26 protein-coding genes are annotated in these 25,402 nt (G+C 70.6%); 20 read left to right on the top strand and 6 right to left on the bottom strand.

What is annotated here, in order from left to right; translation table 11 throughout:
- Positions 1-42: 42 nt before the first annotated feature.
- The 9 genes from mdcA to mdcH all read left to right on the top strand — a co-directional run bounded on the left by mdcA (position 43) and on the right by mdcH (position 7,326).
- The gene (gene mdcA / locus ACL58G_RS19510) at positions 43-1,698 is read left to right on the top strand and encodes a malonate decarboxylase subunit alpha (RefSeq protein ID WP_440962865.1); all 1,656 of its coding nucleotides are present in this window, start codon (positions 43-45) and stop codon (positions 1,696-1,698) included.
- Positions 1,698-2,576: a triphosphoribosyl-dephospho-CoA synthase gene (locus ACL58G_RS19505; RefSeq protein ID WP_440962864.1), complete on the top strand. Its 879-nt coding sequence runs from the start codon at positions 1,698-1,700 to the stop codon at positions 2,574-2,576. Before mdcA ends, ACL58G_RS19505 begins: the two co-directional genes overlap by 1 nt.
- A 2-nt stretch (positions 2,577-2,578) precedes the next feature.
- Positions 2,579-2,890 (top strand): malonate decarboxylase subunit delta, encoded by a 312-nt coding sequence (locus ACL58G_RS19500; RefSeq protein WP_413388867.1) that lies wholly within the window; start codon positions 2,579-2,581, stop codon positions 2,888-2,890.
- A complete protein-coding gene (locus tag ACL58G_RS19495; RefSeq protein ID WP_413388868.1) occupies positions 2,887-3,735 on the top strand; it encodes a biotin-independent malonate decarboxylase subunit beta in 849 nt (282 codons plus the stop codon). Before ACL58G_RS19500 ends, ACL58G_RS19495 begins: the two co-directional genes overlap by 4 nt.
- On the top strand, positions 3,732-4,553 hold the full coding sequence (mdcE, locus tag ACL58G_RS19490) for a biotin-independent malonate decarboxylase subunit gamma (protein WP_440962863.1): 822 nt from the start codon (positions 3,732-3,734) through the stop codon (positions 4,551-4,553). Before ACL58G_RS19495 ends, mdcE begins: the two co-directional genes overlap by 4 nt.
- A gap of 74 nt (positions 4,554-4,627) precedes the next feature.
- A complete protein-coding gene (gene madL / locus ACL58G_RS19485; RefSeq protein ID WP_440962862.1) occupies positions 4,628-5,029 on the top strand; it encodes a malonate transporter subunit MadL in 402 nt (133 codons plus the stop codon).
- A gap of 11 nt (positions 5,030-5,040) precedes the next feature.
- Entirely contained in the window at positions 5,041-5,805 is a 765-nt protein-coding gene (gene madM / locus ACL58G_RS19480) for a malonate transporter subunit MadM (protein ID WP_440962861.1), read from the top strand.
- A gap of 1 nt (position 5,806) precedes the next feature.
- Positions 5,807-6,412: a malonate decarboxylase holo-ACP synthase gene (locus ACL58G_RS19475; RefSeq protein WP_413388871.1), complete on the top strand. Its 606-nt coding sequence runs from the start codon at positions 5,807-5,809 to the stop codon at positions 6,410-6,412.
- Positions 6,409-7,326 carry a malonate decarboxylase subunit epsilon gene (mdcH, locus tag ACL58G_RS19470; protein ID WP_440962860.1) on the top strand — a complete coding sequence of 306 codons (918 nt, stop codon included), beginning with the start codon at positions 6,409-6,411 and terminating at the stop codon, positions 7,324-7,326. Before ACL58G_RS19475 ends, mdcH begins: the two co-directional genes overlap by 4 nt.
- On the opposite strand, the gene ACL58G_RS19465 is transcribed toward mdcH, so the two are convergent.
- Complete coding sequence (locus ACL58G_RS19465; protein WP_440962859.1) at positions 7,320-8,318, bottom strand: alpha/beta fold hydrolase; 999 nt, start codon at positions 8,316-8,318, stop codon at positions 7,320-7,322. The genes mdcH and ACL58G_RS19465 overlap by 7 nt on opposite strands.
- A 143-nt stretch (positions 8,319-8,461) precedes the next feature.
- Here ACL58G_RS19465 and ACL58G_RS19460 point away from each other — a divergent pair, with 143 nt between their 5' ends.
- Positions 8,462-10,192: an MFS transporter gene (locus ACL58G_RS19460; protein WP_440962858.1), complete on the top strand. Its 1,731-nt coding sequence runs from the start codon at positions 8,462-8,464 to the stop codon at positions 10,190-10,192.
- Positions 10,193-10,292: 100 nt separating this feature from the next.
- Here the strand turns inward: ACL58G_RS19460 and ACL58G_RS19455 are convergent, their stop codons facing one another.
- Genes ACL58G_RS19455 through paoA form a run of 4 tightly spaced genes read right to left on the bottom strand, consistent with a single transcriptional unit; the run spans position 10,293 to position 14,468 of the window.
- Positions 10,293-10,610 (bottom strand): hypothetical protein, encoded by a 318-nt coding sequence (locus tag ACL58G_RS19455; RefSeq protein WP_440962857.1) that lies wholly within the window; start codon positions 10,608-10,610, stop codon positions 10,293-10,295.
- Positions 10,611-10,643: 33 nt separating this feature from the next.
- Entirely contained in the window at positions 10,644-12,848 is a 2,205-nt protein-coding gene (gene paoC, locus ACL58G_RS19450) for an aldehyde oxidoreductase molybdenum-binding subunit PaoC (RefSeq protein WP_440962856.1), read from the bottom strand.
- Between the two features lie 10 nt (positions 12,849-12,858).
- The gene (locus ACL58G_RS19445) at positions 12,859-13,812 is read right to left on the bottom strand and encodes an FAD binding domain-containing protein (protein WP_440962855.1); all 954 of its coding nucleotides are present in this window, start codon (positions 13,810-13,812) and stop codon (positions 12,859-12,861) included.
- On the bottom strand, positions 13,809-14,468 hold the full coding sequence (gene paoA / locus ACL58G_RS19440; protein ID WP_440962854.1) for an aldehyde dehydrogenase iron-sulfur subunit PaoA: 660 nt from the start codon (positions 14,466-14,468) through the stop codon (positions 13,809-13,811). Before paoA ends, ACL58G_RS19445 begins: the two co-directional genes overlap by 4 nt.
- A 242-nt stretch (positions 14,469-14,710) precedes the next feature.
- On the opposite strand from paoA, the gene ACL58G_RS19435 reads away from it, so the two are divergent.
- From ACL58G_RS19435 to ACL58G_RS19395, 9 genes are all read left to right on the top strand, one after another.
- Positions 14,711-15,106 (top strand): hypothetical protein, encoded by a 396-nt coding sequence (locus tag ACL58G_RS19435; protein WP_440962853.1) that lies wholly within the window; start codon positions 14,711-14,713, stop codon positions 15,104-15,106.
- Complete coding sequence (locus ACL58G_RS19430) at positions 15,090-15,887, top strand: DUF2145 domain-containing protein (protein WP_440962852.1); 798 nt, start codon at positions 15,090-15,092, stop codon at positions 15,885-15,887. The genes ACL58G_RS19435 and ACL58G_RS19430 overlap by 17 nt, the downstream gene beginning before the upstream one ends.
- A gap of 98 nt (positions 15,888-15,985) precedes the next feature.
- Entirely contained in the window at positions 15,986-16,240 is a 255-nt protein-coding gene (locus tag ACL58G_RS19425) for a hypothetical protein (protein WP_440962851.1), read from the top strand.
- A complete protein-coding gene (locus ACL58G_RS19420) occupies positions 16,237-17,274 on the top strand; it encodes a HupE/UreJ family protein (protein ID WP_440962850.1) in 1,038 nt (345 codons plus the stop codon). Before ACL58G_RS19425 ends, ACL58G_RS19420 begins: the two co-directional genes overlap by 4 nt.
- Before the next feature lie 76 nt (positions 17,275-17,350).
- On the top strand, positions 17,351-17,761 hold the full coding sequence (locus ACL58G_RS19415) for a GntR family transcriptional regulator (protein ID WP_440962849.1): 411 nt from the start codon (positions 17,351-17,353) through the stop codon (positions 17,759-17,761).
- Positions 17,758-18,678: an ABC transporter ATP-binding protein gene (locus ACL58G_RS19410; RefSeq protein ID WP_413388884.1), complete on the top strand. Its 921-nt coding sequence runs from the start codon at positions 17,758-17,760 to the stop codon at positions 18,676-18,678. The genes ACL58G_RS19415 and ACL58G_RS19410 overlap by 4 nt, the downstream gene beginning before the upstream one ends.
- A gap of 9 nt (positions 18,679-18,687) precedes the next feature.
- Entirely contained in the window at positions 18,688-20,544 is a 1,857-nt protein-coding gene (locus ACL58G_RS19405) for a hypothetical protein (protein ID WP_440962848.1), read from the top strand.
- Positions 20,541-22,505 (top strand): CocE/NonD family hydrolase, encoded by a 1,965-nt coding sequence (locus tag ACL58G_RS19400; protein ID WP_440962847.1) that lies wholly within the window; start codon positions 20,541-20,543, stop codon positions 22,503-22,505. The genes ACL58G_RS19405 and ACL58G_RS19400 overlap by 4 nt, the downstream gene beginning before the upstream one ends.
- Positions 22,506-22,721: 216 nt before the next feature.
- Entirely contained in the window at positions 22,722-24,431 is a 1,710-nt protein-coding gene (locus ACL58G_RS19395; protein WP_440962846.1) for a diguanylate cyclase, read from the top strand.
- 44 nt (positions 24,432-24,475) lie between these two features.
- On the opposite strand, the gene ACL58G_RS19390 is transcribed toward ACL58G_RS19395, so the two are convergent.
- Positions 24,476-24,778 (bottom strand): DUF5710 domain-containing protein, encoded by a 303-nt coding sequence (locus ACL58G_RS19390; RefSeq protein WP_413388888.1) that lies wholly within the window; start codon positions 24,776-24,778, stop codon positions 24,476-24,478.
- 123 nt (positions 24,779-24,901) lie between these two features.
- Between ACL58G_RS19390 and ACL58G_RS19385 the strand changes: the two genes are divergently transcribed.
- Positions 24,902-25,399 carry a GNAT family N-acetyltransferase gene (locus tag ACL58G_RS19385; protein ID WP_440962845.1) on the top strand — a complete coding sequence of 166 codons (498 nt, stop codon included), beginning with the start codon at positions 24,902-24,904 and terminating at the stop codon, positions 25,397-25,399.
- Positions 25,400-25,402: the final 3 nt, after the last annotated feature.

Below are 25,402 nucleotides of genomic sequence, written 5' to 3'. Positions count from 1 at the left end.
TCCTTTCTATGCTGGACCTACCTTCCATACAAAGGAGACAACATGGAAAGCACCACTCCCCGCCGATGGGACACGCGGCGCCAGGAAAAGGCGCGGCGCATGGCGGCAGCGAGCCACCTGGCCGACGGCCCCGTGCTGGACAGCGCGCGCATCGTCGACGCCCTCGAGCTGCTGCTGGCCGGCGGCGACCGCGTCGTCCTCGAGGGGAATAACCAGAAGCAGGCCGACTTCCTCGCCCGCGCCCTCGTGCAGGTCGATCCGGACCGGATCAACAGGCTGCACATGATCATGCCCAGCGTGAGCCTGCCGGAGCACCTCGACCTGTTCGAGCGCGGCATCGCCAGCAAACTCGATTTCGCCTACGCCGGCGCGCAAAGCCTGCGCATCTCGCAATTCCTGCAGGAGGGCACGCTCACCGTGGGCGCGCTGCACACCTACATCGAGCTGTATGCCCGCCTGTACGTGGACCTGTCGCCGAACGTCGTCATGGTCGCCGGCTATATGGCGGACCGCCAGGGCAACCTGTACACGGGACCGAGCACGGAAGACACGCCGGCGCTCGTCGAAGCGGCCGCCTTCCGCGACGGCATCGTGATCGCGCAGGTGAACGAGATCGTCGACGACCCGAAGGACCTGCCCCGCGTGGACATCCCCGGCGCATGGGTCGACTACGTCGTACGCGCCGACAAGCCGTTCTACATCGAACCGCTGTTCACGCGCGACCCGCGCCTCATCAAGCCCGTGCACATCCTGATGGGGATGATGGCGATCCGCGGCGTCTACGAGCGCCACAACGTGCAGTCGCTGAACCACGGCATCGGCTTCAACACGGCCGCGATCGAACTGCTGCTGCCGACGTACGGCGAGCGGCTGGGCCTGAAGGGCAAGATCTGCCGCAACTGGACCTTGAACCCGCACCCCACGCTGATCCCCGCCATCGAAGCGGGCTGGGTCGACAGCGTGCACTGCTTCGGCGCGGAGCTGGGCATGGAAAAATACACGGCCGCGCGCCCCGACGTGTTCTTCATCGGCCGCGACGGCTCCATGCGCTCGAACCGCGCGTTCTGCCAGCTCGCGGGCCAGTACGCGGTCGACCTGTTCATCGGTTCCACCCTGCAGATGGATGGCCTGGGCAACTCGTCGACCGTGACGCACGGGCGCCTGACGGGCTTCGGCGGCGCGCCCAACATGGGCCACGACCCGCACGGCCGCCGCCATCCGACGCCGGCTTGGCTCGACCTCGTGGAGACGGACGATCCGCTCGCCCGCGGCAAGAAGCTCGTCGTGCAGATGGTCGAGACGTTCCAGGACGGCAGCCAGCCCACGATCGTGGAATCGCTGGATGCCGTCGAGGTGGGCAAGACGACCGGCATGCCGCTTGCGCCCGTGATGATCTACGGCGACGACGTCACCCACGTTCTCACCGAAGAAGGCATCGCCTACCTGTACAAGGCGCGCTCGCTCGAAGAACGCAAGGCGATGCTGGCGGCGGTCGCGGGCGTCACGCCCATCGGCCTCACCCACGACCCGAAGCAGACGGCGCGCATGCGTGCCGAAGGCCTGATCGCGCTGCCGGAAGACATGGGCGTGCGCCGCGCCGATGCGACCCGCTCGCTGCTGGCGGCGAAAAGCATCGCGGAACTGGTCGACTGGTCGGGCGGGCTGTACGAACCGCCCGCGAAATTCAGGAGCTGGTGATGACCGCGCGCGATCCCATCCTGGTTCCTTCCGATGCCGCGCCCACCCTCGCGCAAGGGTTGGCAAACGAGCTGGCCGACCACGCCGTCGCGGCGCTGATCGACGAAGCGATGCTGACGCCGAAGCCGGGTCTCGTCGACCTGCGCGGCGCCGGCGCCCACCGCGACCTCTCGTGGCCCCTGATGTGCGCATCGGCCTGCGCACTCCGGCCCGCGTTCGGCCAGATGGCGCTGGCGGGCCTGCTCGGCGCGGACGACGACGCGCTGCTGCGGCGGCGCATCGGTGCCATCGGCCGCGACGGCGAAGCAGCGATGATGGCGGCCAGTGGAGGCGTCAACACGCACCGCGGCGCGATCTGGGCCCTGGGCCTGCTCGTCACGGCGGCCGCCGGCTCGATGGAACGCGACGCCGGGACGATCGCGGCACGCGCCGGCCGGCTCGCCCGCATCGCCGACCCCGGCGCCCCCGCTGCCACTGGCCACAAGGGCGAGCGCGCCTGTATCGAGCACGGCGTGGGCGGCGCCCGCGGCCAGGCCCGCGCCGGCTTCCCGCACGTGATCGACCACGCGCTGCCGATGCTGGCGCTGGCCCGCGCACGCGGCGACGCCGAGCACCATGCCCGCGTGAACGCACTGCTGGCCGTGATGGCCACGCTGGACGACACGTGTTTGCTGGCGCGCGGCGGCCGCAAGGCGCTGGAGGCGGCGCAGCACGGCGCGCGCCGCGTGCTCGCGTGCGGCGGCATCGCCACCCCGAACGGGCGGCGCGCATTCGACGTGCTGGAAACCCGGCTGCGCCGGCTGCACGTCTCGCCCGGCGGCGCCGCCGACCTGCTGGCGGCCGCGCTGCTGCTGGACCGAATCGAACGAGGAGAATAGGAATGGAGAGACTGGAATACGAATTCGCGGCCGGCCAGCCCGCGCTTGGGCGCACCGTCAGCGGTGTCGTCAGCTCGGGCGACCTGGAAGTGCTGCTGGAACCCGCGAGCGCCGGCCGCACGCTTGTCGCCGTACAGACGTCCGTCGACGGCTACGGCGCCACGTGGAAGGCGCTGCTGGAGCGCGTGTTCGGCGCCGGCGACCTGCCGGCCGCGCGCATCGAGATCAACGACAACGGCGCGACGCCGGGCGTCGTCCGCATGCGCATCGAGCAGGCTTACGAACAAGCCGCGAACAACGGAGGCACGCCATGAGCATCGAGAACCTGTTGAAGCGCGACAGCTTCATCGAACGGGGTGCCCGCAGCCGCGCGCAGGCGCTGCTCGACCCGGGCACGTTCCGCGAACTGGCCGGGCCGTTCGCACGCCTGCACTCGCCGTGGCTCGCCATGCAGCACCTCGTCACCCAGGCCGACGACGGCGTCGTCGTGGCCAAGGGCAAGCTCGCTGGGCTGCCGACCGTCGTGCTGGCGATCGAAGGCGCGTTCCAGGGCGGCAGCATGGGAGAAATCGGCGCCGCCAAGATCGCCGGCGCGCTGGAACTGGCGCTGCGCGACAACGAACGGGGCATCCCGACGCAGGCCGTGATCGTGTTCGAGACGGGCGGCGTGCGCCTGCAGGAAGCGAACCTGGGGCTGGCCGGCATCGCCGAGATCCAGTCCGCCATCGTCGCCCTGCGCCGCCACCGCCCCGTCATCGGCATCAGCGCGGGCACGGTGGGCTGCTACGGCGGCATGTCGATCGCGGCCGGCCTGTGCTCGTACTTCGTCATGACGCGCGAGGCGCGGCTGGGCCTGAACGGCCCGCAGGTCATCGAGCAGGAAGCGGGCGTCGCCGAATTCGATGCACGCCAGCGGGCACTGATCTGGGGCCTGACGGGCGGCGCGCAGCGCACCGCGACGCACCTGGCCGACGCCTGCGTGGACGACGACACGGCCGCCGTGCGGGCGAGCGTGATCGATTTCTTCGCCCGCGGCGTGCCGCCCGTGCATCGCAGCGACCGTGCGGCCGACTTCCTCGCCTGCCTCGGACGGGTCGACACGGACAAACAGGCCACGGCGCAGGACGTCCGTGAACTCTACGCGAAAGGACTCGAATGATGGATACGAACCACGCCTCGCGCGGCGCCATGTGGCTGCGCCTGCTCACGGGCGGTGCCCACCCAGTCCACGACTGGACCACCGTGCACGCCTGCGACGCCATCCTGGCCGGCCGCCCCGCACGCTACATCGCCGTCGTGCCCGATGCCGACAACCCGTTCCCGCGCGCCCGCAATGGCGAAGTGGGCCTCGTCGAAGGCTGGCGTCTCGCCCAGGCCGTGCGCGAAGTCATCGACCTGGACCGGGACGCGTCCGAAAAGCGCGCTATCGTCGCCGTCATCGACGTCCCGAGCCAGGCCTACGGCCGGCGCGAGGAAGCGTACGGCATCCACCAGGCGCTGGCCGGCGCGGTGGCCGCGTATGCGGACGCCCGCCAGGCGGGTCACCCCGTCATCGGGCTGATCGTGGGCCTCGCGATGTCCGGCGCCTTCCTCGCGCACGGCTACCAGGCCAACCGGTTGATCGCGCTGGACGACCCGGCCGTCGCGGTGCACGCGATGGGCAAGGCGTCGGCCGCCCGCGTGACCCTGCGCTCCGTCGAGGCACTGGAAAAGCTCGCGGCCAGCGTGCCGCCGATGGCGTACGACATCCGGAGCTTCGCGTCGCTCGGCATCCTGCACGAGGTGCTGCAGCTGACGAACCTGGCGCTGCCGGACGAGCAGGACATCGCCCTCGTGCACGGCGCGCTGGAGGCGGCACTGGCGGACATCCTCGAGGATCCACGGCGCGATCTCTCCTGCCGCCTGCATGGCCAACACCGGGGCGCGTCGCGGTCAGTGCGCGCGCTGCTCGCATCGGAATGGGAGGCCGCCGACTAGATCCCGCAGCACCCGGCCGCCAACAACAATACCTACGGCCGGTCCACCTTTTTCTGGACAAAGAGGAGACACACATGATTATCTACGGAACCGCATTGCTGGCCATCTGCCACCTGCTCGGCATCTTCCTGGGCGATTTGCTCGGGGCGCTGCTGGGTGCCAAGACCAACGTCGGCGGAGTCGGCATCGCCATGATCCTGCTGATCTGCGCCCGCCTGTGGCTGCAAAAGCGCGGCCTGATGCCGGCGCAGACCGAAATGGGCGTCGGCTTCTGGGGCGCCATGTACATCCCGGTCGTCGTCGCGATGGCCGCCCAGCAGAACGTCGTCTCGGCGCTGCGCGGCGGTCCCGTCGCGCTGCTCGCCGCCTTCGCCTCGGTCCTCGTGTGCGCCGTGTGCGTCTCGCTGATCAACCGCGGCGAGCGCCCGGTCCCCGAGGCCGACGCGGAAGCCCGCGTCGCCACCCAACACGCCTGACGGAGGCCACCATGCTCGATCTCCTGGAAAAGACTGCGAAACACAACGGCCTCGTGCTGGCCTTCGCCCTCGTGGGCCTCGTGATGATCGTGTCGATGCAGCTGTCGCGCCGCCTCACGTTCGGCCGCGTGCACGGTTCCGCCATCGCCATCCTCATCGGCCTCGGCCTCGCCTACTGGGGCGGCATCCAGACCGGCGGCCAGAAAGGCCTCGCGGACGTCACCCTGTTCGCCGGCGTCGGCCTGATGGGCGGCGCCATGCTGCGCGACTTCGCCATCGTCGCCACCGCGTTCGAAGTGCAGGTCGTGGAAGCGAGAAAGGCGGGCCTCGTGGGCGCCGTCGCGCTGATCCTCGGCACGGTGCTGCCGTTCATCGTCGGCGCCAGCGTGGCGTGGGGCTTCGGCTACCGCGACGCCGTCAGCATCACGACCATCGGCGCCGGCGCCGTCACCTACATCGTCGGCCCGGTGACCGGTGCCGCGATCGGTGCCAGCTCGGAAATCATGGCGCTGTCGATCGCGACGGGCCTGGTAAAAGCCATCATGGTCATGGTCGGCACGCCGATGGCGGCACGCTTCCTGCGCCTGTCCACGCCGCGCTCGGCGATGGTGTTCGGCGGGCTGGCCGGCACCGTCAGCGGCGTCTCCGCCGGCCTGGCCGCCACCGACCGCAAGCTCGTGCCCTACGGCGCCCTCGTCGCCACGTTCCACACGGGCCTCGGCTGCCTGCTTGGCCCGTCGCTGCTGTTCTTCGCGACCCGCGCGCTGGTGGGCTGACATGGTCCCGCACGACCTGCTGTTCATCCGCCGGCCAGACGCATTCGCGTGCGACGGCATGCGGCCGGACTGGCTGGATCCGGCCGCGCCGCTGGTCGTGCGGCGGGAGGCGACGGCGCCCGGCCTCTTCCCCGTCGGCGCGCGCGGCCTGGCACGCAACGAACGGTGCAAAGGCTACGTCGCCGCGAGCGATGTGGCTTCCACCGTCACCCCGCGCATGCTGGCGGCGCGGGCAAGGGAACGCAAAAGCGCGGCAGACCACGACGCGCCCTGCATCGCCGCCCTGCGCGCGCTGGCCCCTCGGCTGGACGCGCTCGGCGTCGACTGGGGCCCGGCCGGCGGCGCGGGCTACTGGCTCGCTTGCGGCCTGCCCGTGCTGCGCGCGACGAGCGACCTCGATCTGCTCGTGCGCCTGCCGCGCCGGCCGTCCGCGGCATTGATCGCAGCGTTGTGCGCGCTGCAGGACGGCCAGCCGTGCCGTCTCGACATCCAGGTCGACTCGGGCACCGGCGGCTTCGCCCTCGCGGAATATGCGCGCGGCGGGCGCGTGCTGCTGAAGACGGACACCGGTCCCCGCCTCGTCGGCGATCCCTGGGAGGCCGCATGAGCGTACTGTTCACCTTCCCCGGCCAGGGCGCGCAAAAGGCCGGCATGCTGCATGTGCTGCCCGTGCACGCCGAGACCGACCGCACGCTGGCCGAGGCCACGCAGGCATTGGGCCGCGACATCCTCGCGCAGGACAGCGCCGAAGCACTGCGCTCCACTGTCGCCGTCCAGTTATCGCTGCTGGTGGCGGGCGTCGCGATGGCGCGCGTGCTGGCGGCGCTCGGCGCGGCACCGCAGATGGTGGCCGGTTTGTCGATCGGCGCCTGGCCCGCGGCCGTCGTCGCGGGCGTACTCGATTTTAGCGATGCGGTACGCCTCGTTGAACTGCGCGCCCGGTTGATGGAAGACGCATACCCGGGCGGCTACGGCATGACGGCGATCGGCGGGCTCACGCGCCAGCAGCTGGAACCGCTGCTCGCGCGGGCACACGGGCCGGTGTACCTGGCGAACCTGAACGCGCCGCGGCAACTCGTCGTCTCGGGTAGCGCGCCCGCCCTGGACGCCGTCGCCGCGCTGGCCCTGGCGCACGGCGCCACCCGTGCGAAGCGGCTCGCGGTGCCGGTGCCGTCCCACTCGCCGCTGCTGGACGACCAGGCGCGCACGCTCGCCTGCGCGTGCGACCAGGTGCCGCGCAAGCGCCCGCGCATCACGTACATCAGCAGCAGCGCGGCTCGTGCACTGTTCGACGCCGACCGCATCATGGCCGACCTCGCCGCGAACATGGCCCGCCCCGTGCTGTGGGCCGACACGCTGCGCCATGCGTGGGAACGGGGCGCCCGCACGGCGCTGGAAATGCCCAGCGGCGCCGTGCTGACGCGGCTCGCGCTGGAAGCCGACTTCGGCGCGGGCATCGCCCTGTGCGCGGACGGCAACCGGCTCGATACGCTCGTGCAGGTCGCGCGCGAGAATCAGTAGCCCGCGCGGTCCAGCGCCTCGTCGACGGCGTCGACGACGGCTTGCGGCTTGTCGGCCTGGATGATGTGGGATGCCCCGGCCACGATGTGCAGGCTCGAACGCGTGGACAGTGCCGCGACCTCCTTCTGGATCGCGAGGTTTTCCGCCTCCGTCGCCTTGTTCAGGGCACTCTGCGGCTTGCCCGGCACGGCGTACGGGCTCACGCCGCGCGCGAGCACGACGAGCGGCAGGTCGCCGAAGCTGCGGCGCGCGGCCCGCAGCTCCGCTTCGCTCGCGTCGCCCGCCTTGTTGCCCGCGACGAGATCGTCCCAGTACGCCGGCTGGCGCACCATCGCGAGGCGCGCCGCCGCCAGTTCGCGGCCATACGCCGTGCCCGTGCCGCCGGTGCAGGCGGAAAACAGGTCGCTGCCCAGTTCGAACCCTTTATGTGCCGCCTGCGCGCACTGTTCGATGAACTGGTTCTGCGCGTCGTAGAACTGTTTCAGCTTGCCCTGCGAGGCGGCGTCGATCCGCTTTTCCTCGTCCTCGTGACCCGCTTCCACCAGCACGAGCGCCTTCACTTCCTGCGGATAGCGATACGCGTACAACTGGACGGCGGCGCCGCCGAACGAGTTCCCCACGAGGACGTAGGGCGGCGCGATGCCGGCCTTGCCGAGCAGAGCGTGCAGGTCGGACACGGCATTGCCGAACGTGGGCGGCAGCGGCGACGGGTCGCTGAACCCGCGCGCCGCGCGGTCGTACACGCAGGCACGCGTGCGCGTCGCCACCTTCGGCTGCACGCCGTGCCACGTCCACCCACCATCGCCCGACGGCGCGTCGAACACCACGGTCACCGGCCCGTTGCCCGCGCAGTACAGGTTCAGGCGGCGGCCGCCGATGTCGACCATCTGATGCGCACGGGCGAACTCGCGATCCGCATCATTGATCGCGGCGGCAGCGGCGCCGGCGGACACGCTGGCCAGCACGAGGCATAACAGGACGGAACGCGTCATGATATCTCCGGAAAAATGGGAAACCGCCATCCTAGCGTGCGGCGCCGGCGCGAAAACTCACCAATCTCCACACCGCAAGATTTGACACATCCGGGCGGCGCGCGGAGGTTACACTGACCCCGAAAGAACCGACTGGAGACGACATGACGGCAGCCCTCCCGAGATCCCCCGCCTGGTCCGCCCGCTACCTGCTGTTCATCGCCGGCATGGGCGGCCTGTTGTACGGCATCGACGTCGGCATCATCGCGGGCGCACTGCCTTACCTGGAATCGACGGCCGCGCTGGCGTGGAAGCTCAATGCCCAGCAGCTCTCCTTCGTCGTGGCGGCCGTGCTGCTCGGGTCCGTGCTGTCGTCGCTGTTCGCCGGCCTGCTCGCCGACATCATCGGGCGCCGCCACGCGATGGTCGTCTCGGGCGCGCTGTTCGTCGCCAGCATCCCGCTGATCGCGCTCGCGGACGGCTATGCCGCGCTGTTATGCGGCCGCCTGCTGCAGGGCGTGAGCGGGGGCCTCGTCGGCGTGATCGTGCCGCTGTATCTCGCCGAATGCCTGCCGGCGGACCGGCGCGGCCGCGGCGCCGCGCTGTTCCAGCTGCTGCTCACGGTGGGCCTCGTGGCTGCCGCCGTGATCGGGCTCGTGCAGGCGCGCAGCGTGCAGGTCGCGACGGAGGGGGCGGCTGCGCTCCCGGAAGCGGCCCGCGCCGCCGCCGTGCTGGCCGCCAAGGACCACGCGTGGCGCGGCATCTTCTGGATGTGCCTCACGCCCGGCATCGTATTCACCCTGGGCTGCCTGCTGCTGGCGGAGTCGCCGCGCTGGCTCGCGCAGCGCGGCGCGCGCGCAGCCGCGCCCACGCGCAGGCACACGAATGCAACCGGTGTGACGGACCCGCTGCTGTCGCGCCGCTACGTGCTGCCGTTCCTGCTGGCCTGCCTGATCCTCGCCTGCAACCAGGCGACCGGCATCAATTCCGTGCTGGCGTACGTCGTCAACATCCTCAACCGCGCGGGCCTGTCCGGCTCCAGCGCCAACCTCGCGGACGTGCTGCTGAAAGTGCTGAACGCCCTGATGACCATCGTCGCGGTGCTGCTCGTGGACCGCAAGGGCCGCCGCTTCCTGCTGATGGTGGGCACGGCGGGCATCGTCGTCGCGCTGTTGGCGGTCGGCCTGCTGTTCCGCGCGAACGAAATCCAGCAGCGCGACGTCCTCGCGCAGGTAACAACGCAGGTGCGCGACGACGGCCTGTCGCTGCGCCTCGACGCACCGACCCTGCGCGCGCTGGGCGCCGATCCGGCCGGCCCGCCGCAGGTGCTGACGGTCGCCTATGCCTACGGCCCGTTCACGAACGTGGCCAGCATCCGCAGCGACGATCCGGCGCTGCCACGCCTGGACGCGCGCCGCGCCGACACCGTGCAGCCGGACAGCGTAATCGGCGCCGCATTCCGCCGCCTGCACCTGAACCCATTCCCGGACCCGGCCGCGGCGGCCACCGCGCCGCTCGCCATCGAGACGGCGCGCCTCGGTCCACTGCCCACGACGGGCCACGGGTGGTTCGTTGCGGCGGCGATCTGCCTGTTCGTCGCCAGCTTCGCCATCGGGCCGGGCGTGTGCGTGTGGCTCGCGCTGTCCGAGCTGATGCCGACGCGGATCCGCTCGAACGGCATGAGCATCGCGCTCTTGATCAACCAGTTCGTGTCGACGTCGATCGCGGCCGTGTTCCTGCCGACCGTCGGCCGCCACGGCTATTCCACGATCTTCTTCTTCGGCGCCGCGTGCACGGTCGTGTACTTCCTCGCGTCCGCGTTCCTGCTGCCCGAGACGCGCGGCAAGACGCTGGAGGAGATCGACGCCTTTTTCGCGCGACCGGCCGCCAAGTAGAGGAAACTCGTCATTCCCGCGAAAGCGGGAAACCATACGGACTTACCGAATTCCGCACATCGAAAAATCAGTGGCCATTCAACGGAGCGGCTTCGGCACTTCAGCATGGGTTCCCGCCTGCGCGGGAACGACGTCGCGTAGCTGCTCGCGCCTGGCCGTAGCCGCTGACGGCGACCAGCGGCACGTCCGCCATGCCGGGCAGCGCGCGCAGGCGGCGTGCCAGCACGACGGTGAAGCGGCTGCCCCGGCCCGGCCCGTCGCTGCGCGCGGACACGGTCCCGTCGTGCAGCTCCACGAGGCTCTTCACGAGCGCGGGCGGCCACGTCGCCGGCGCCCCCAGGGGAGATGCCGTCCAGTCCCGCGCGCGCAGGATACGCTCGCCGCCCGATGCGGACAAGCCGCCGGCGGAATCGTTCATGGTGTCGTCGCCAAAGGTTCCGTCCTGCCGGGGTCACGCATATCGGGGCATCCCGGGCAGCAGCTTGTCGAGCGTGACCGGATAGTCGCGCACCCGCACGCCGGTCGCGTTGTAGATGGCGTTCGCCACCGCCGCCGCCACGCCGCAGATCCCCAGCTCGCCCACGCCCTTCGCCTTCATCGGCGACGAGACCGGATCCGTCTCGTCGAGGAAGACGACCTCCTGGTGCGGGATGTCGGCGTGCACCGGCACTTCGTAGCCGGCCAGGTCGTGGTTGACGAAGAAACCGACGCGCTTGTCGACGACGAGGTCTTCCATCAGCGCGGCACCGACGCCCATCGTCATCGCGCCGATCACCTGGCTGCGCGCGGACTTCGGATTCAGGATGCGCCCGGCCGCACACACGGCCAGCATGCGCCGCACGCGCACTTCCGCCGTCGCCGCATCGACGGCCACTTCGACGAAGTGGGCGCCGAACGTCGACTGCTGGTACTTCTTGTCGAGGTCACCGTATTCCATCGTATCTTCGCCGATCACGTCGGCGTCGCGCGCCGCATGCTCCAGCGGCAGCGCCTTGCCGCCGGCGCGCACCATGCCGCCGCTGAAATCGGCCTGTGCCGGGTCGAGGCCCAGCTTCTTCGCCACGTTCTCGCGCAGCTTCACGCACGCGGCGTACACGCCGGCCGTCGAACTGTTGCCGCCCCACTGGCCGCCGGAGCCGGCCGACACGGGATATGCGGAATCGCCCAGCCGCACCGTCACGCGCGCCAGCGGCACGCCCAGCATCTCGGCCGCCGCCTGGCCGATGATGGTATAGGTGCCGGTGCCGATGTCCGTCATGTCCGTTTCGACGGTGACGGTGCCGTCGCGCTCCAGGCGCACGCGTGCCGCGGACTTCATCACGAGGTTGTTGCGGAATGCGGAGGCCATGCCGTAGCCCACGAGCCAGCGGCCGTCGCGCACCTGCCCCGGCTTGGGATTGCGCCTGCTCCAGCCGAAGCGCTCCGCGCCGATGCGCAGCGTGTCGACGAAACGCCGCTGCGAGAACTTGCGGCCCGGCTGTTCCGGATCGACGGTCGTGTCGTTCACGATGCGCAGCGTGACGGGATCCATCTGCAGTTTTTCCGCCAGCTCGTCCATCGCGATCTCCAGCGCCATCATGCCCGGCGCCTCGCCCGGCGCGCGCATCGCATTGCCTTCCGCGAGGTCGAGCACGGCGAGCCGCATCTGCGTGAAGCGGTTCGGGCCCGCGTACAGCAAACGGGTCTGGTTCACCGCGGTCTCCGGCCCGCCGTCCGGCAGGTCGCCCGACCAGCTCTCGTGCGCGATCGCCGTGATGCGGCCTTCGCGCGTGGCGCCGATGCGGACGTGCTGGATCGTCGCCGGCCGGTGCGTCGTGTTGTTCATCATGAGCGCGCGCTGCAACGCGACCTTCACGGGCCGGCCGGCGGCCCTGGCGCCCAGCGCGGCCAGCAGCGCTTCCGACCGGAGGAACAGCTTGCCGCCGAAGCCCCCGCCGATGTAGGGCGACACGAGGCGCACGTTTTCCTCGGGGATGCCGAGCGTCCGCGCCATGTCCTTCTTGCCCCAGTTGATCATCTGGTTGGCGGTGTACAGGGTCAGCGTGTCGCCCTGCCACACGGCCGTCGACGCGTGCGGTTCCATCATCGCGTGCGTCTGGTCCGGCGTTGTATAGGTCGCGTCCAGTTTCACCGGCGCGGACGCGAAGGCGGCCTCGAAGTTGCCGACCTTCGTCGTCGATTTCGCCTTGTCCTTGCTGGCCGGGCCGGCCGCGTTCATCGCCGCTTCGAGGTCGTAGACGCCGGTGACCGGCGCATACTCCACGTGCAGCAGCGCCGCGGCGGCGCGCGCCTGTTCGAACGTCTCCGCGACGATCAGCGCCACGGCCTGGTGGTAGTGCTGGATCTCCGGCCCGCCCAGCAGGTGCGCCGTGTTGTACTTGCCCTTGGCGAGCTTGCCCGCGTTTTCGTGCGTGACCACCGCGAGCACGCCGGGCGCGGCCCGCGCGGCACGCGTGTCGATGCGCCTGATGGTGCCCTTGGCGATGGCCGCGCCGACGACCCAGCCGTACGCGGCATTCGGCGCCACCTTGTGCTGTTCGTACGCGTACGGCGCCGTGCCCGTCGTCTTGAACGGGCCGTCGATGCGGTCGGTCGGCTTGCCGACGACCTGCAGGCGGTCGATGGGATTCGTGGTGGCGGGAGTCGTGAATTTCATGGCTGCCTCCTCATGCCTTGCGTGCATCCGCCAGCACGGACGCCAGCGTGCGCTGGACCAGCGGGACCTTGAACGCGTTGTCGTTCGTGACGCGCACGGCGGCCAGCAACTGGTCGGTCACGGCCTGCGCGCCGCGCGGCATGGCGGATTCCGCTGCCGGCACGCGCCACGGCCGGTGCGCGACGCCGCCCAGCGCCACGCGCCCGCTGCCATCCGGCTGCACGACCGCGGCGACGGCGACGAGCGCGAACGCATACGACGAGCGGTCGCGCACCTTGTGGTAGTAGTGTTTGCCGCCCAGCGGCTTCGGCAAGGTCACCGCCGTGATCAACTCGCCCGGCGCGAGCGTGTTCTCGATGTGCGGCGTGCCGCCCGGCAGGCGATAAAAGTCGGCGATGGGGATCGTGCGCGCCGAGCCATCCGGACGCACCGTTTCCACGCCCACGTCCAGCAGCTGCATCGCAACGGCCATGTCGCTCGGGTGCGTGGCGATGCACGCCTCGCTGTGCCCGACGATCGCGAGCTGGCGCGTAAAGCCGCCGATGGCGGAGCAGCCGCTGCCCGGCCTGCGCTTGTTGCACGCCATGTTCGTGTCGTAGAAGTACGGGCAGCGGGTGCGCTGCAGCAGGTTGCCCGCCGTCGTCGCCTTGTTGCGCAGCTGCGCCGACGCGCCCGCGAGCAGCGCGCGCGACAGCACGGCGTAGTCGCGTCGCACGCGCGCATCGGCCGCGAGGTCCGTGTTGCGCACGAGCGCACCCACGCGCAGGCCGCCGTCCGGCGTCGGCGCTATCCTGTCGAGGCCCAGGCCGTTGACGTCGACGAGGTGCGGCGGCGTCTCGATCTCCAGTTTCATCAGGTCCAGCAGGTTGGTCCCGCCCGCGATGAAGCGCGCGCCGGGATGCTGCGCGGCGGCGGCGGCCGCCTCCGCCGGGGTGCGGGCGCGCTGGTACGTGAATGCCTTCATGCCGGCCTCCCCGCATACTCCGTGATCGCATCGATGATGTTCGAGTACGCGCCGCAGCGGCAGATATTGCCGCTCATGCGCTCGCGCAGCTCGGCCGGCGACAGCAGCGGCTGCGCGTCCAGGTCCGCGCTGACGTGGCTCGGGATGCCGCGCCGGATCTCGTCCAGCGCCGCGACCGCCGAGCAGATCTGGCCCGGCGTGCAGTAGCCGCACTGGTAGCCGTCGTGCTTCACGAACGCGGCCTGCAGCGGATGCAGCTTGTCCGGCGTGCCGAGGCCTTCGATGGTCGTTACGTCCGCGCCTTCGTGCATCACGGCGAGGCTGAGGCAGGAATTGATGCGGCGGCCGTCCACGATGACCGTGCAGGCGCCGCACTGGCCCTGGTCGCAGCCCTTCTTGGTGCCCGTCAGGCGCAGGTGCTCGCGCAGCATGTCGAGCAAGGTGGTGCGCGTGTCGAGGTCCAGCTCGTAGCGCTGGCCGTTCACGCGCAGCGCCACCCTGGCCGTGACCGGCGCCGGCGTCGCGGCGGCGGGCGCCTGGCCCGTTTCCGGCCCCTGGGCGGACGCCATGGGCGGCAATGCCGCGGCCGTGGCGGACAGCGCGCCGCCGATCAGCAGGTCGCGCCTCGTCTGGTTGATGTCGCTCGAGTCGATCATGGGTACGCTCCCTCCTGTGTACGGCATCGTCGTCAGATTGCGCATATTAAATCCGATCGGCCGAGTACCCGTGCACGATACGCGCGCCCATGCGTAAATTCGGCATTTTCAACCGGGTCGCCGCCGGCCGGTAGCACATTCCGATACCGCCAGGCGCACACCGCGCACCCGGCGCGGCGCGGCCTTGGCCCGGCCCGGTGCGACGTGCAAGATGGCGCCACGTTCAAAAACAAGGAGGAACCATGAAGCGCGTGTTGCTTGCAACCCTGTTTGGCCTGGCCTGTGCGAGTGCCCATGCGGCCGAGGCGTCGGCCCCGTCGCGTGCCGCCAGCGAGCTCGTTGGCAGCGTCGCACTCGGCTCGATCGCCGTCGTGGGCGTCACCGGCAGCGCCGTCGTGGCGAGCGTCGAAACGGTGGGCGACGGCATCGAAGTCGTGCTGGAGGGCGCGGGCCAGGCCAGCCGCGCCACCGTCCGGCTGTCCGGCGCGGCGGCGCGCGGCCTGTCGATCGGCGCCGGGACCGTGCTGCAGGTGGTCGCGATGTCGGCCGGCCATGCGCTGGTCCTGTCGGGCAAGGTGATCGCGTTCATCCCGAACGAAGTCGGCCAGGCGTTGCTGCACCATGCGCGCGCTTCGTGACCGCCTCGCGCGGCTGGCCTGCGCCCTGGTCCTCGCGGCAGCGCTGCCCGCGCATGCAGGCCAGGCCTGCCGCGACGAGCCCCTGGGCGTGGACGAAGTGCGCCGCTCGTTGGACCTTGCCCAGCGCACGTTCGCCGCCCTCGACGCGAGCGGCGCCAGCGTCGCGATCATCGCCCGCGCGGGCCAGGACCTGAGTCAATACGGGCTGGAATACTCGCACATGGGCATCGTCGTGCGCGACCATGCGGCGGGCCGCTGGACCGTCGTGCACGAACTGAATGCGTGCGGGACGGCGGACTCGGACCTGTTCGTGGAAGGCGTCGGCAACTTCTTCCTGACGGACCTGTACCGCTACCGGGCCCAGGTCGTGATTCCCGGTCCGGACCTGCAGGCGCGCGTGGCGGCCCTCGCCGCCGGGCGCACGGCGCGGCGCCTGCACGAACCGCACTACAACATGCTGTCCTACGTGTACTCGACCCGCTACCAGAATTCGAACCAGTGGGTGCTGGAGACGCTGGCCGCCGCCAGCGCGCCGGCGGGCGCCGTCGAGACGCGTGCCGAGGCGCAAGCGTGGCTGAAGGCCCAGGGCTACCGCGTGCCGACGGTCGACATCCCGGCCGTGACGCGCCTGGGCGCCCGCATGTTCCGCGCCAACGTGACGTTCGACGACCATCCGTTCGACCGGCGCATGGCCGGGCAAATCGACACCGTGACGACGAACGCCGTCCTGAATTTCGTGCGGGGACGCGATCCGCAAGCACGCGTGCTCGTCGTCGAATAAATCGCCGATGTGACAATCCTTGAATTTTGCGACACATTCCGGCTGCTATCCTTGCCTCGTTCGACCCAGGAGCGGGGATGGCGCGGACCGGCGCATCTTTGCAAGGATTTACACAAACCGTCAGCATCTTGACGGCCCGCGCGTCCATACTCCGGCGCAGGAAACGACACGAGACCATGCACCTGCCCGCCCTGCCCTACAAACAGCTCGCCGCCAGCCTCGCGCTGGCGGTCCCCATGCTGCTCGCCGCACGCGCCGGCGGCGACGTCGTCCCGGTGCGGGCGCCGCTCGTGCGCGTCGCCACCGCGCCCGCGCTCCACCCGCCGGCGCCCAGCGCCGCGCATGCGCGATGAGCCTCCTCCTTCGCCTCGTCCTCGCCTGGCTCGCGCTGGCATGGTCCGGCAGCGCCGCGGCATCCGGTTCGGAAGTGCTGCTCGAATTCCGCGACGACGCCGTGCTGGCCGAACTGCGCCTGCCGCTGCACGAGCTCGCGCTGGCGCTGGGACGGCCGCTGCCGGCCTCGCCGCTGCCGGTGCGGGGCCGCCTGCATGCGGAACTCGCGCGCTACCTCGGCGCGCACATCGACCCCGTCACCGCCGACGGCCGCCACTGGTGGGTGGAATTCGCGGACATGCGCGTTGCCGTCGATGCCGATCCGCGGGTCCTCGTCGCCCACGCGGCCCTCGTGCCGCCCGCCGGCGCCAGCCCGCGCAGCTTCGTGCTCGGCTACGACGCCATCGCGCGCGAACTGCCCGGCCACCCGATCCGCCTGGCCATCCGCAACGACTGGCACGGCGGCGTGCTCGCCAGCCACCCGGCCACGATCGCGCTGCTGGATGCGCCGCGCGGCCGGGTCGCCGTCGACCGGGGCCCCGACGACGCCTGGCGCGGCTGGCTGGCCGCCTGCAGGCTGGGCGTGCGCCACGCGGCGGACGCCGGACGCTACCTGCTGCTCCTGCTCGTGCTGGCCGCGCCCGCGGCCGTGCGCTCGCCGGCCCTGCTGGCGCGCATCGGCGCCGCGTTCGCACTGGGACAGACGCTCGCGCTGCTGGCGGGCGCGCCCGGCTGGTTCCGGGTGCCCGCCGACATCCTCGACGCGCTGGCCGCGGGCGCCCTCGCGCTGGCGGCCGTGCACGCCGTGCGTCCCCTGTTCGCGGGCGGCGAGACGTGGTACGCCACCGGCTCCGGCCTGCTGTACGGCCTGGCCGCCGCCGGCACCGTCGGCGCGCTGAACCTCGACGGCTGGCAGCTGGCAGCCGCCATCCCCGCGTTCGCCGCCGGGTGCGCGCTCGCGCAGGCGGCCCTGCTGGCCGCCACGCTGTCCGTGGCGGTGGCGGCGGGCCCGCTGGTGCGGCGCCGCGCGGCGTGGCTGCCCGCCAGGCGCTGACGCCCCGTCGACAACGCTTGACGACGGCGCAACACCGATGCTACTGTACTACCCGTACTAGTACAGTGAATTCACCATGACCCGACGTGCCCTTTTGATGCTGCAGATCGTGACCGGCGATCCGCGCCCCATCACCCGCCAGATCACCGACGGTATCAAGCGCCAGATCGCAGGCGGCGACCTGATACCGGGCGACGCGCTGCCCAGCGTGCGCGGCCTGGCGCAGCAGCTGTCGATCAATCCGAACACGGTGGCCAAGGCCTATGCCGAACTGGCGGCGGAAGGCTGGCTGTTGTCCCGCACCGGGCTCGGATTGTTCGTGGCCGAGCAGCGCCAGCGCCTGTCGGACGAGGAACGCGAACGCCGCCTGGCCGAGGCGGTCGGCCGCTTCGTCAGCGACGTGATCGGCCTCGATTATCCGCAGCAGACCATCCTCGACCGCGTGGCGGCCGACCTTTCCAACTACGAGACGAAAAAAACCGCATGAGCGATTACGCCATCGATACCGAGGACCTGTGCCTCGTCTACAAGCGCAAGCCCGCCCTCGACCACCTGACCTTGCGCCTGCCGCGCGGCGGCATCCACGCCTTCGTGGGCGCCAACGGCGCCGGCAAATCGTCGCTGTTCCGCGTGCTGCTCGGCTTCGAGCCCGCCGCCAGCGGCAGCGCGCGCATCCTCGGCCACGACTGCCGCCGCCTGACGCCCGCCCTGCGCGAACGCATCGGCTTCGTCAACGAAGAGCACACGCTGCCGGCGTGGATGCGCGTGCGCGACCTGACGCACATGCAGCGCCGCCAGTACCCGCGCTGGAACGACGCGCGCCACGACGACGTGCTGGGCCATTTCAACGTCGAACCCGGCCAGCGCATCGGCGAGCTGTCGCGCGGCGAACGCGCGGGGCTGAACCTGGCCATGGCGCTGGCGCAGGGCCCCGAGCTGCTGATCCTCGACGAACCCACGCTGGGCCTCGACGTGGTCGCCAAGCGCGCCTTCCTCGACGCCATGCTGCAGGGTACCCTGGACGACGCCGGCGCGACCGTCGTCTACTGCTCGCACCAGATGGACGAGATCGAGCGCGTCGCCGACAACCTCGTGATCCTCGAGCGCGGGCGCATGCGCTACATGAGCGGCCCGGACGACTTCTGCGACCGCATCCGCCTGTGGGTCGCGGCGTTTCCCGCCAAGGTATCCGAAGTCCGCGAATTGCCCGGCGTGCTGCAGGTGCAGGTCATCGACGACCTGACCCACGTCGTCGTGTTCGACCAGGACGACAGCTTCGGCGCACGCCTCAAGCTGCTGGGCGCGCACTCGGTCCAGGCGATGCCGCTGGGCCTGGACCGCGCCGTGAACGCCTTCCTCGCCCACGGTCACGCCCGTCCCGTGGCCAACCTGCTTGCCGCGTAAGGAGATCCCGTGCTCGAATTCTTTCTCGCCGAACTGCGCCGTTTCCGGAACGGTGCCGCCGCCTACGCGCTCGCGAATGTCGTCGTCCTGTCCGTATTGCAGCAGATGCTGGACGTCCCCAACGGGCCGGTCGGCCTGCACATCATCATGCTGGGCTTCTACGTGCTGTCCGGCCTCGCCCTCGCGGTCTACCAGTTCGGCAGCTATCGCCAGCCGAGCCGCTGGATCTGGTTGCAGCACAGGCCCGTCCACCGCGCCCGCATCCTCGCGGCCCTCGTGCTGGCCGCGGCCGTGCTGAGCGCCGTGGCCGTGGCGCTGCCCCTGTGCGCGGCGCTGCGCATCCAGGCGCATTACACCCACGGCGTCGTCGACACGCGCCACTACGCGGGCGCGGCATACCTCGCGCTGTCCGCATTGATCGCGTGGCTGGCCGGCGGCTACATCACGCTGCACCGCAGCCGCTGGGCATTCGTGGTCTTCGTGCTGCCCGCCGTGCTGACGGTCCGCCTGGCCACCGCCTCGACGGTGCTGGGGCTGACGGCGGCCAGCGCCGTCGTCCTGCTCGGACTCCTCTACACGGTCTTCCGCCCGGGCCGCAGCGCGGCGGACGACACCGTCGCCACCGCCGCCTCCGCCCTGCCGCTGCAGGCGTGTCTGTACGTCGCCCTGTTGTGGGCGGGATCGATGCTGTACCAGGCGGGCCTGGTGGCCACCGGCACGCATCCGCAGGTCATGACGCCGACGCCCGCCGGCGGCCCGACGGCTGCGTACCGCTCGGACCCGGTGCTGCGGATGAGGGCCGCGCTGGCGGGCAGCGCGGATCCGCGCGCCGCCGGGTGGCGGGCCGCGCTGGACGCGGGCACGATGGTGCGCGTCCCGAACGCCATCCACCAGTACGGCGTGCGCGGCATCCTGACGACACAGGGCCAGGTACGGTTCGTCAAGGGCGAAACCCTGTGGACGTTCAGCCACGACCGCATGCAGTACCGCGGCGTCGATCCCCGCGACCGCACGGACCAGGGCACCTTTGGCGCGGGCGGCCCGGGCACGCCCGAACGCTTCGACACGGTGCCGGACGCCCTCGGCGACCGCCAGGGTCTCCTGTGGATGTACGACGCCCACAACCTGTACCGGGTCGAGCAACCGGGCATGCGCCTGCGCCACGTCCTGCGCGTTGGTGGTCAGGAGCAGGTGGGCGGCGTCGCCGTGCTCGGGCAGCGCATGCTCGTCCTCACCAACCGCCGCGTCGCGATCCTCGCCCCGGCGACCGCGGCCCCCGTCTCCGCGACCGACGTGCGCCTGCCGCTCCCGTATGGCGACCTCGCGCTCGCGGAGGCCGCGCAGGTCCCCGACGGCATGCTCGTGAGCTTCGTGTACGGCCGGCGCCAGTTCGACGGTTCGCCCGCGTCGGACCAGGTGACCTACCTCGTCGACAATACGGGCCGCGTGCTGGAAGTGAGCCGGCGCACGCTGGCGCACGACCTCCCGCCGCTGTTCGAGCACCGCGGATGGTGGGTGTCGCCCGCGCTGCACGCGCTCGTGACGCTGCCCGACCTGCTGATCGACAACGGCACCGTCCCGGACTACGGCGTGGGCCGGTTCGCGCCCCTGCTGCAGCCGCGTCCGGCCATCGTGTGGGCCGCCGCGCTCGTCGCCGCGCTCCTCGCCGGCGCGGGTGCGGCGTGGTGGACCCGGCGCGCGGGCCTCGGCCGCGCGGCCCGCATCGCGTGGTGCGTGGCGTGCCTGCTGCTCGGCGTGCCGGCGCTGCTGTCGCTGATGCTCCTGCAGCCGCGGCGCCAGGCAGTGACGGCCGGCCGGGGCGCAATCTATACTGGCGGTTTTATCGACCTGCCAAGGAAGTCATGACCCGTCGCTCCCTGCCCGCACGCCTGCCCCTGCTTACCCTGCTGGTGGCCCTCGCGTGTTCCGCCCTGCCCCCGGCCGCCGTCCATGCGGCCGACGACGCGAAGCCCGCCCCGCGCGACCTGCGCGAGACGTACACCAAGTACGAATACCGCATCCCGATGCGGGACGGGACGAAGCTGTTCACCGTGGTCTACGTGCCGAAGGATGCGTCGAAGACATACCCGTTCCTCGTCAACCGCACGCCGTACAGCGCGGGCGTGCAGGCCGAGGGCGAGCTGCACTACGGCGAGGACTGGTTCCCGAAGCAGATCGGACCGTCGAAGGAATTCGAGGACGCGGGCTACATCTTCGTGAAGCAGGACGTGCGGGGCCGCTACATGTCCGAGGGCAGATGGCAGGAGATGACGCCGCACGTGAACCCGCGGCGGGCCGCCGGCGAAGGCCAGGAAAGCCAGGACATGTACGACACGATGGAATGGCTGCTGAAGCACGTCCCGAACAACAACGGCAAGGCCGGCATCTACGGCATCAGCTATCCGGGCTTCTACACGTCCGCGAGCATCATCGATTCGCACCCCGCGATCAAGGCCGCGTCCCCGCAGGCGCCCGTGACGGACCTGTACATGGGCGACGACTCCTACCACGGCGGCGCCTTCATGCTGGCCGCGAACTTCGGCTTCTACGCGTCGTTCACCGAGCAGCAGAACCCGACGCCCCTGCCGAAGACGTGGGCCGACTTCGACTACGGCGCGGCCGATTCGTACGACTTCTTCCTCAAGCACCGCACCTTGACGAACATCCTCGGCACGTTGACGGACAAGCAGCGCGCGCTGCTCGCGCCGACGATCGAGCACGACACCTACGACAGCTTCTGGCAGACGCGCGCCATCGCCCCGCATCTGAAAAACGTGAAGGCGGCCGTGCTGACGGTGGGCGGCTGGTTCGACGCCGAGGATCCGCAAGGCCCGTTCACGACCTACCACGCCATCAGGAACAACAACCCGGCCATCTTCAACGGCCTCGTGATGGGCCCGTGGGTGCACGGCGGGTGGGCGCGCTACGACGGCAAGCAGCTGGGCCGCGTATCGTTCGACAGCAAGACGGGCGAATACTTCCGCCAGCACATCCAGTTCCCGTTCTTCGAACAGCAGCTCAAGGGCGTCAAGCCGGCGCAGCCCATCGCCGAAGTGACGGCGTTCGAGACCGGCTCCAACGTGTGGCGCCGCTACACCGCCTGGCCGCCCGTGCAGGCGAAGGCGCGCACCCTGTACCTCGGTCCGAACGGCACGCTGACGTGGCAGCAGCCCTCCGCCGGCGCCGGCTTCGACGAATACGTGTCCGACCCGAACAAGCCCGTGCCGTACATCGGCTACCCGGCCACGTCGGTGCCGCAGGAATACATGGTGTCGGACCAGCGCTTCGCCGCCACGCGCCCGGACGTCCTCGTGTACCGGAGCGAGGTGCTAGACGAGGACGTCACGGTCGCGGGACCCGTCACGCCGAAGCTGTTCGTGTCGACCACCGGCACGGACTCGGACTGGGTCGTGAAGCTCATCGACGTGTACCCGGCCGAGTATCCGGCTGGCGAGCAGCCGCCTCGTGGGACCGGCAACGACGTGGCGCCGCCGCGCGGCACGATGGCGGGTTACCAGCAGCTCGTGCGCGCGAATCCGCTGCGCGGCAAGTTCCGCAACGGCTTCGAGCACCCGGAACCCTTCGTGCCCGGCAAGGTCGAGGCGATCAGCTACCACCTGGGCGACGTCAACCACACCTTCCGCCGCGGCCACCGGATCATGGTGCAGGTGCAGAGTTCCTGGTTCCCGCTCGTCGACCTGAACCCGCAGACGTTCGTCACGATCCCGAAGGCGAAGCCGGAAGACTTCAAGGCGGCCACGCAGCGCGTCTACCACGCGGCGCAGACGCCGTCGGGCCTGCAGCTGCTCGTCCTGCCGGCGCACTGAGTCCGGCGTGGTGCAGGGCGGCGGAGTTTGGACAGGCAGGTTTTTTCGTCGGCAAATCCAACACTTCAGTTCCCGCCTTGCGCGTTTTTGAGCAGCATGTCGTATCAATACCGTCATTTCCATCGGTTAAAACTTGAACAAGTTCTAGAAATTGATGCAAAATGACGGCGATGTGCGGCCTCGACGATGCCACCGCACGCCAACCGAGGAGCGGCCGTGCTGGTTACCGACACCCTTCCATCCAAGCGCCCCGGCACATCGTCGGGTAATGGGCTGCGCTGGCTGGCCGCCGTCATCGTCGCGATCCTCGTTGGCCTGGCCACGCTGCCGTTCCTCGCCAGCCGCGCGGCCGACACCACGATGGACGCGCTGCAAACCGCCGCGGACAAGCAGCGCGTCTACGACCGCCTGCTGGACCTGCTGACCGACGCCGAGACGGGCCAGCGCGGCTACGTCATCACCGGCGATGCCGGCTTCCTCGATCCGTACAACGCCAGCGCCGCCGCGATCCCTGCCGCCGTGCGCGACCTGAAGCCGCTGGCGGACGGCCGCGGCGAGCAGGCGACGCTGGACGAGATCGAACGGCTGGCGCAGCGCAAGCTGGACGAGCTGGCCGCGACGATTCGCCTGCGCCGCGACGGCGGGTTCGCCGAGGCCGCGGCCATCGTCGCCAACCGCTCCGGCAAGGCGAACATGGACAGGCTGCGGCTGCTGATCGGCGAGCGGTCCGCCGCGCTCGAACGCGAGCGCCTGGCGCTGCGCGACCGGCTGGACACGGCGCTCGGCTACAACACGGTGATCGGCATCTGCGCGGGCGTCGCCAGCATGCTCATCCTCGGCAGCGGCCTGTTCGTCGTCACGCGCAGCCTGCATGCCGGCTCCGAAGCGGCCGACCACGCGCGCCGCCTCGCCGACGCGCAGGCCGACCAGGCGCGCCAGAGCCAGGCCCGCAGCGAGCGCCTCACCGTCACCGCCCGGATGCTGCAGGCGATGGACAGCCTGACACGTACGGACGAATTGCACAACGTGTTGCCGGCCTTCCTGCCCAAGGTGCTGCCCGGCAGCAGCGGCACCGTCTACCTGTACCGCAATTCGCGCGACTACCTGCAGCGCGCCGCGGCATGGGGCGGCGACCACCATCCGGAGCTCGTCAGCCCGGACCAGTGCTGGGGCCTGCGCTTCGGCCACGCCCATGCGGCCCAGACCGGCGACGACATGCACTGTCCCCATTTGGGCGACGTCCCGCCCGCGCCCGGCCGCACGGACCTGTGCGTGCCGATGATTTCGCAGGGGGAGGTCCTCGGCCTGCTCTCGGTGAGCGTGCCGCAGGGCCCGGACACCGCGGTGGAGCTCGCGGCCGCCACGACCATCAGCGAGCAGCTTGCGATCGGCATCAGCAACATCAACCTGCGCGAGGTCTTGCGGCGCCAGTCCACCGTGGACGAACTGACGGGTCTGTACAACCGCCGCTATTTCGACGAGGCGCTGCGGCGCGAACTGTTCCGCGCCGAGCGCATGCGTGCTTCGCTGGCCGTCGTGATGATCGACCTGGACCACTTCAAGCACATGAACGACACGTACGGCCACGAAGCGGGCGACCTGGTCCTGCGCACCGTCGGGCGCTGCCTGCGCGAAGGCGTGCGCCGCAGCGACATCGCGTGCCGCTACGGCGGCGAGGAACTGGTGCTCGTGCTGCCCGAATGCGACGCGGCGGCCGCGCACACGTGCGCCGAAACGCTGCGCAAGACCATCTCCGCACTGGACCTGCATCACGGCGAGGTCGCGCTGCCGCAGGTGACCGCGTCGTTCGGCATCGCACTGTGGCCGGCCCACGGCGAGGACGCGCACACGCTCGTGCAATCGGCGGACCGCGCGCTGTACGCCGCCAAGCACGGCGGGCGCAACCGGGTTTGCATCGCGTCGTGAGCCCAGGCCATGAGCCTCGCGGTACTGGGCGTGCTGGCGCAGCCTTAACGCTTGAGGAGGGCCGCGCGCGCCTGCTCCCAGGGCGTGCCCGCGAGCGCCTTCGCGCACTCCGCGCAGGGCTCGAACGGATTGCAGGCGTGGTCCAGTTCGATGTAGTTGGCGCCGACCATGCGCTTGGCCGCGGCCGAGTCGGCGCGGCCAGTGGGCGCGCCCTCCTTCAGCCATTTCTGGAAGGGTTCGAGGGCGACGCCCGTGGGCACATACCAGCGCTTGCGGCCGGGATTCCAGCGTGCGCCGAGGGCACGGGCCTCGTCTTTTTCTGCGTAGGGAACGTTCAGGAAAGTCATCCCGCGGATGCTAACCGATCCCGCGCCTGCGCGCAAACACCGACTGTGACAACGAGGCTTTTCGCACTTGCCCATGCGATTTTCCATTATGATCGTCTTCCCCGTTTCTTTCCGGACCCCGACATGCCCGCCATCCGCACCCTGCACCCCGACGACTGGCCCATCTACCGCGACCTGCGCCTGCGCGCGCTGTCCGACTCGCCCCAGGCATTCGGCAGCACCTTTGCCGAGGAATCGCAGCGTACGGACGACATCTGGGCCGCACGCCTGGCCGCCCCCGCGCTCGGGTCGCACCTGCAGGGCTGGCCGTTCGCGGTGGAAGTCGACGGGACGCCCGTCGGCCTCGCATGGGTCAAGATGGAAGGCGCGCACGCCAGCGTCTACCAGGTGTGGGTGGCGCCCGAGGCGCGCGGACGCGGCGTGGGTGCCGCGCTGCTGGACGCCGCCATCACGTGGGCCCGCGCACGCAAGGCGGCGGAAGTCCGGCTCGACGTGACGGCCGGCGACGGCGCGGCGGCGCGGCTCTATCGCCGCATGGGTTTCGTCGACGTGGGCGCGCCCGTGCCGATGCCCGGCGGGACGACGTTCGAACAGGCGATGGTGCTCGCGCTGGGCGCGTAAGCG

This window comes from Massilia sp. GER05, from assembly GCF_052056005.1.
GTDB lineage: Bacteria > Pseudomonadota > Gammaproteobacteria > Burkholderiales > Burkholderiaceae_D > Telluria > Telluria orientalis.
The sequence above is the reverse complement of the archived record's forward strand: the minus strand, read 5'-3'. Positions and strand labels throughout refer to the sequence as shown.

Excerpts from the sequence above, each read along its gene's own strand:
- mdcA (WP_440962865.1), top strand. The coding sequence starts at position 43 with ATGGAAAGCACCACTCCCCGCCGATGGGACACGCGGCGCCAGGAAAAG.
- ACL58G_RS19505 (WP_440962864.1), top strand. The coding sequence starts at position 1,698 with ATGACCGCGCGCGATCCCATCCTGGTTCCTTCCGATGCCGCGCCCACC.
- ACL58G_RS19500 (WP_413388867.1), top strand. The coding sequence starts at position 2,579 with ATGGAGAGACTGGAATACGAATTCGCGGCCGGCCAGCCCGCGCTTGGG.
- ACL58G_RS19495 (WP_413388868.1), top strand. The coding sequence starts at position 2,887 with ATGAGCATCGAGAACCTGTTGAAGCGCGACAGCTTCATCGAACGGGGT.
- mdcE (WP_440962863.1), top strand. The coding sequence starts at position 3,732 with ATGATGGATACGAACCACGCCTCGCGCGGCGCCATGTGGCTGCGCCTG.
- madL (WP_440962862.1), top strand. The coding sequence starts at position 4,628 with ATGATTATCTACGGAACCGCATTGCTGGCCATCTGCCACCTGCTCGGC.
- madM (WP_440962861.1), top strand. The coding sequence starts at position 5,041 with ATGCTCGATCTCCTGGAAAAGACTGCGAAACACAACGGCCTCGTGCTG.
- ACL58G_RS19475 (WP_413388871.1), top strand. The coding sequence starts at position 5,807 with ATGGTCCCGCACGACCTGCTGTTCATCCGCCGGCCAGACGCATTCGCG.
- mdcH (WP_440962860.1), top strand. The coding sequence starts at position 6,409 with ATGAGCGTACTGTTCACCTTCCCCGGCCAGGGCGCGCAAAAGGCCGGC.
- ACL58G_RS19465 (WP_440962859.1), bottom strand. The coding sequence starts at position 8,318 with ATGACGCGTTCCGTCCTGTTATGCCTCGTGCTGGCCAGCGTGTCCGCC.
- ACL58G_RS19460 (WP_440962858.1), top strand. The coding sequence starts at position 8,462 with ATGACGGCAGCCCTCCCGAGATCCCCCGCCTGGTCCGCCCGCTACCTG.
- ACL58G_RS19455 (WP_440962857.1), bottom strand. The coding sequence starts at position 10,610 with ATGAACGATTCCGCCGGCGGCTTGTCCGCATCGGGCGGCGAGCGTATC.
- paoC (WP_440962856.1), bottom strand. The coding sequence starts at position 12,848 with ATGAAATTCACGACTCCCGCCACCACGAATCCCATCGACCGCCTGCAG.
- ACL58G_RS19445 (WP_440962855.1), bottom strand. The coding sequence starts at position 13,812 with ATGAAGGCATTCACGTACCAGCGCGCCCGCACCCCGGCGGAGGCGGCC.
- paoA (WP_440962854.1), bottom strand. The coding sequence starts at position 14,468 with ATGATCGACTCGAGCGACATCAACCAGACGAGGCGCGACCTGCTGATC.
- ACL58G_RS19435 (WP_440962853.1), top strand. The coding sequence starts at position 14,711 with ATGAAGCGCGTGTTGCTTGCAACCCTGTTTGGCCTGGCCTGTGCGAGT.
- ACL58G_RS19430 (WP_440962852.1), top strand. The coding sequence starts at position 15,090 with ATGCGCGCGCTTCGTGACCGCCTCGCGCGGCTGGCCTGCGCCCTGGTC.
- ACL58G_RS19420 (WP_440962850.1), top strand. The coding sequence starts at position 16,237 with ATGAGCCTCCTCCTTCGCCTCGTCCTCGCCTGGCTCGCGCTGGCATGG.
- ACL58G_RS19415 (WP_440962849.1), top strand. The coding sequence starts at position 17,351 with ATGACCCGACGTGCCCTTTTGATGCTGCAGATCGTGACCGGCGATCCG.
- ACL58G_RS19410 (WP_413388884.1), top strand. The coding sequence starts at position 17,758 with ATGAGCGATTACGCCATCGATACCGAGGACCTGTGCCTCGTCTACAAG.
- ACL58G_RS19400 (WP_440962847.1), top strand. The coding sequence starts at position 20,541 with ATGACCCGTCGCTCCCTGCCCGCACGCCTGCCCCTGCTTACCCTGCTG.
- ACL58G_RS19390 (WP_413388888.1), bottom strand. The coding sequence starts at position 24,778 with ATGACTTTCCTGAACGTTCCCTACGCAGAAAAAGACGAGGCCCGTGCC.
- ACL58G_RS19385 (WP_440962845.1), top strand. The coding sequence starts at position 24,902 with ATGCCCGCCATCCGCACCCTGCACCCCGACGACTGGCCCATCTACCGC.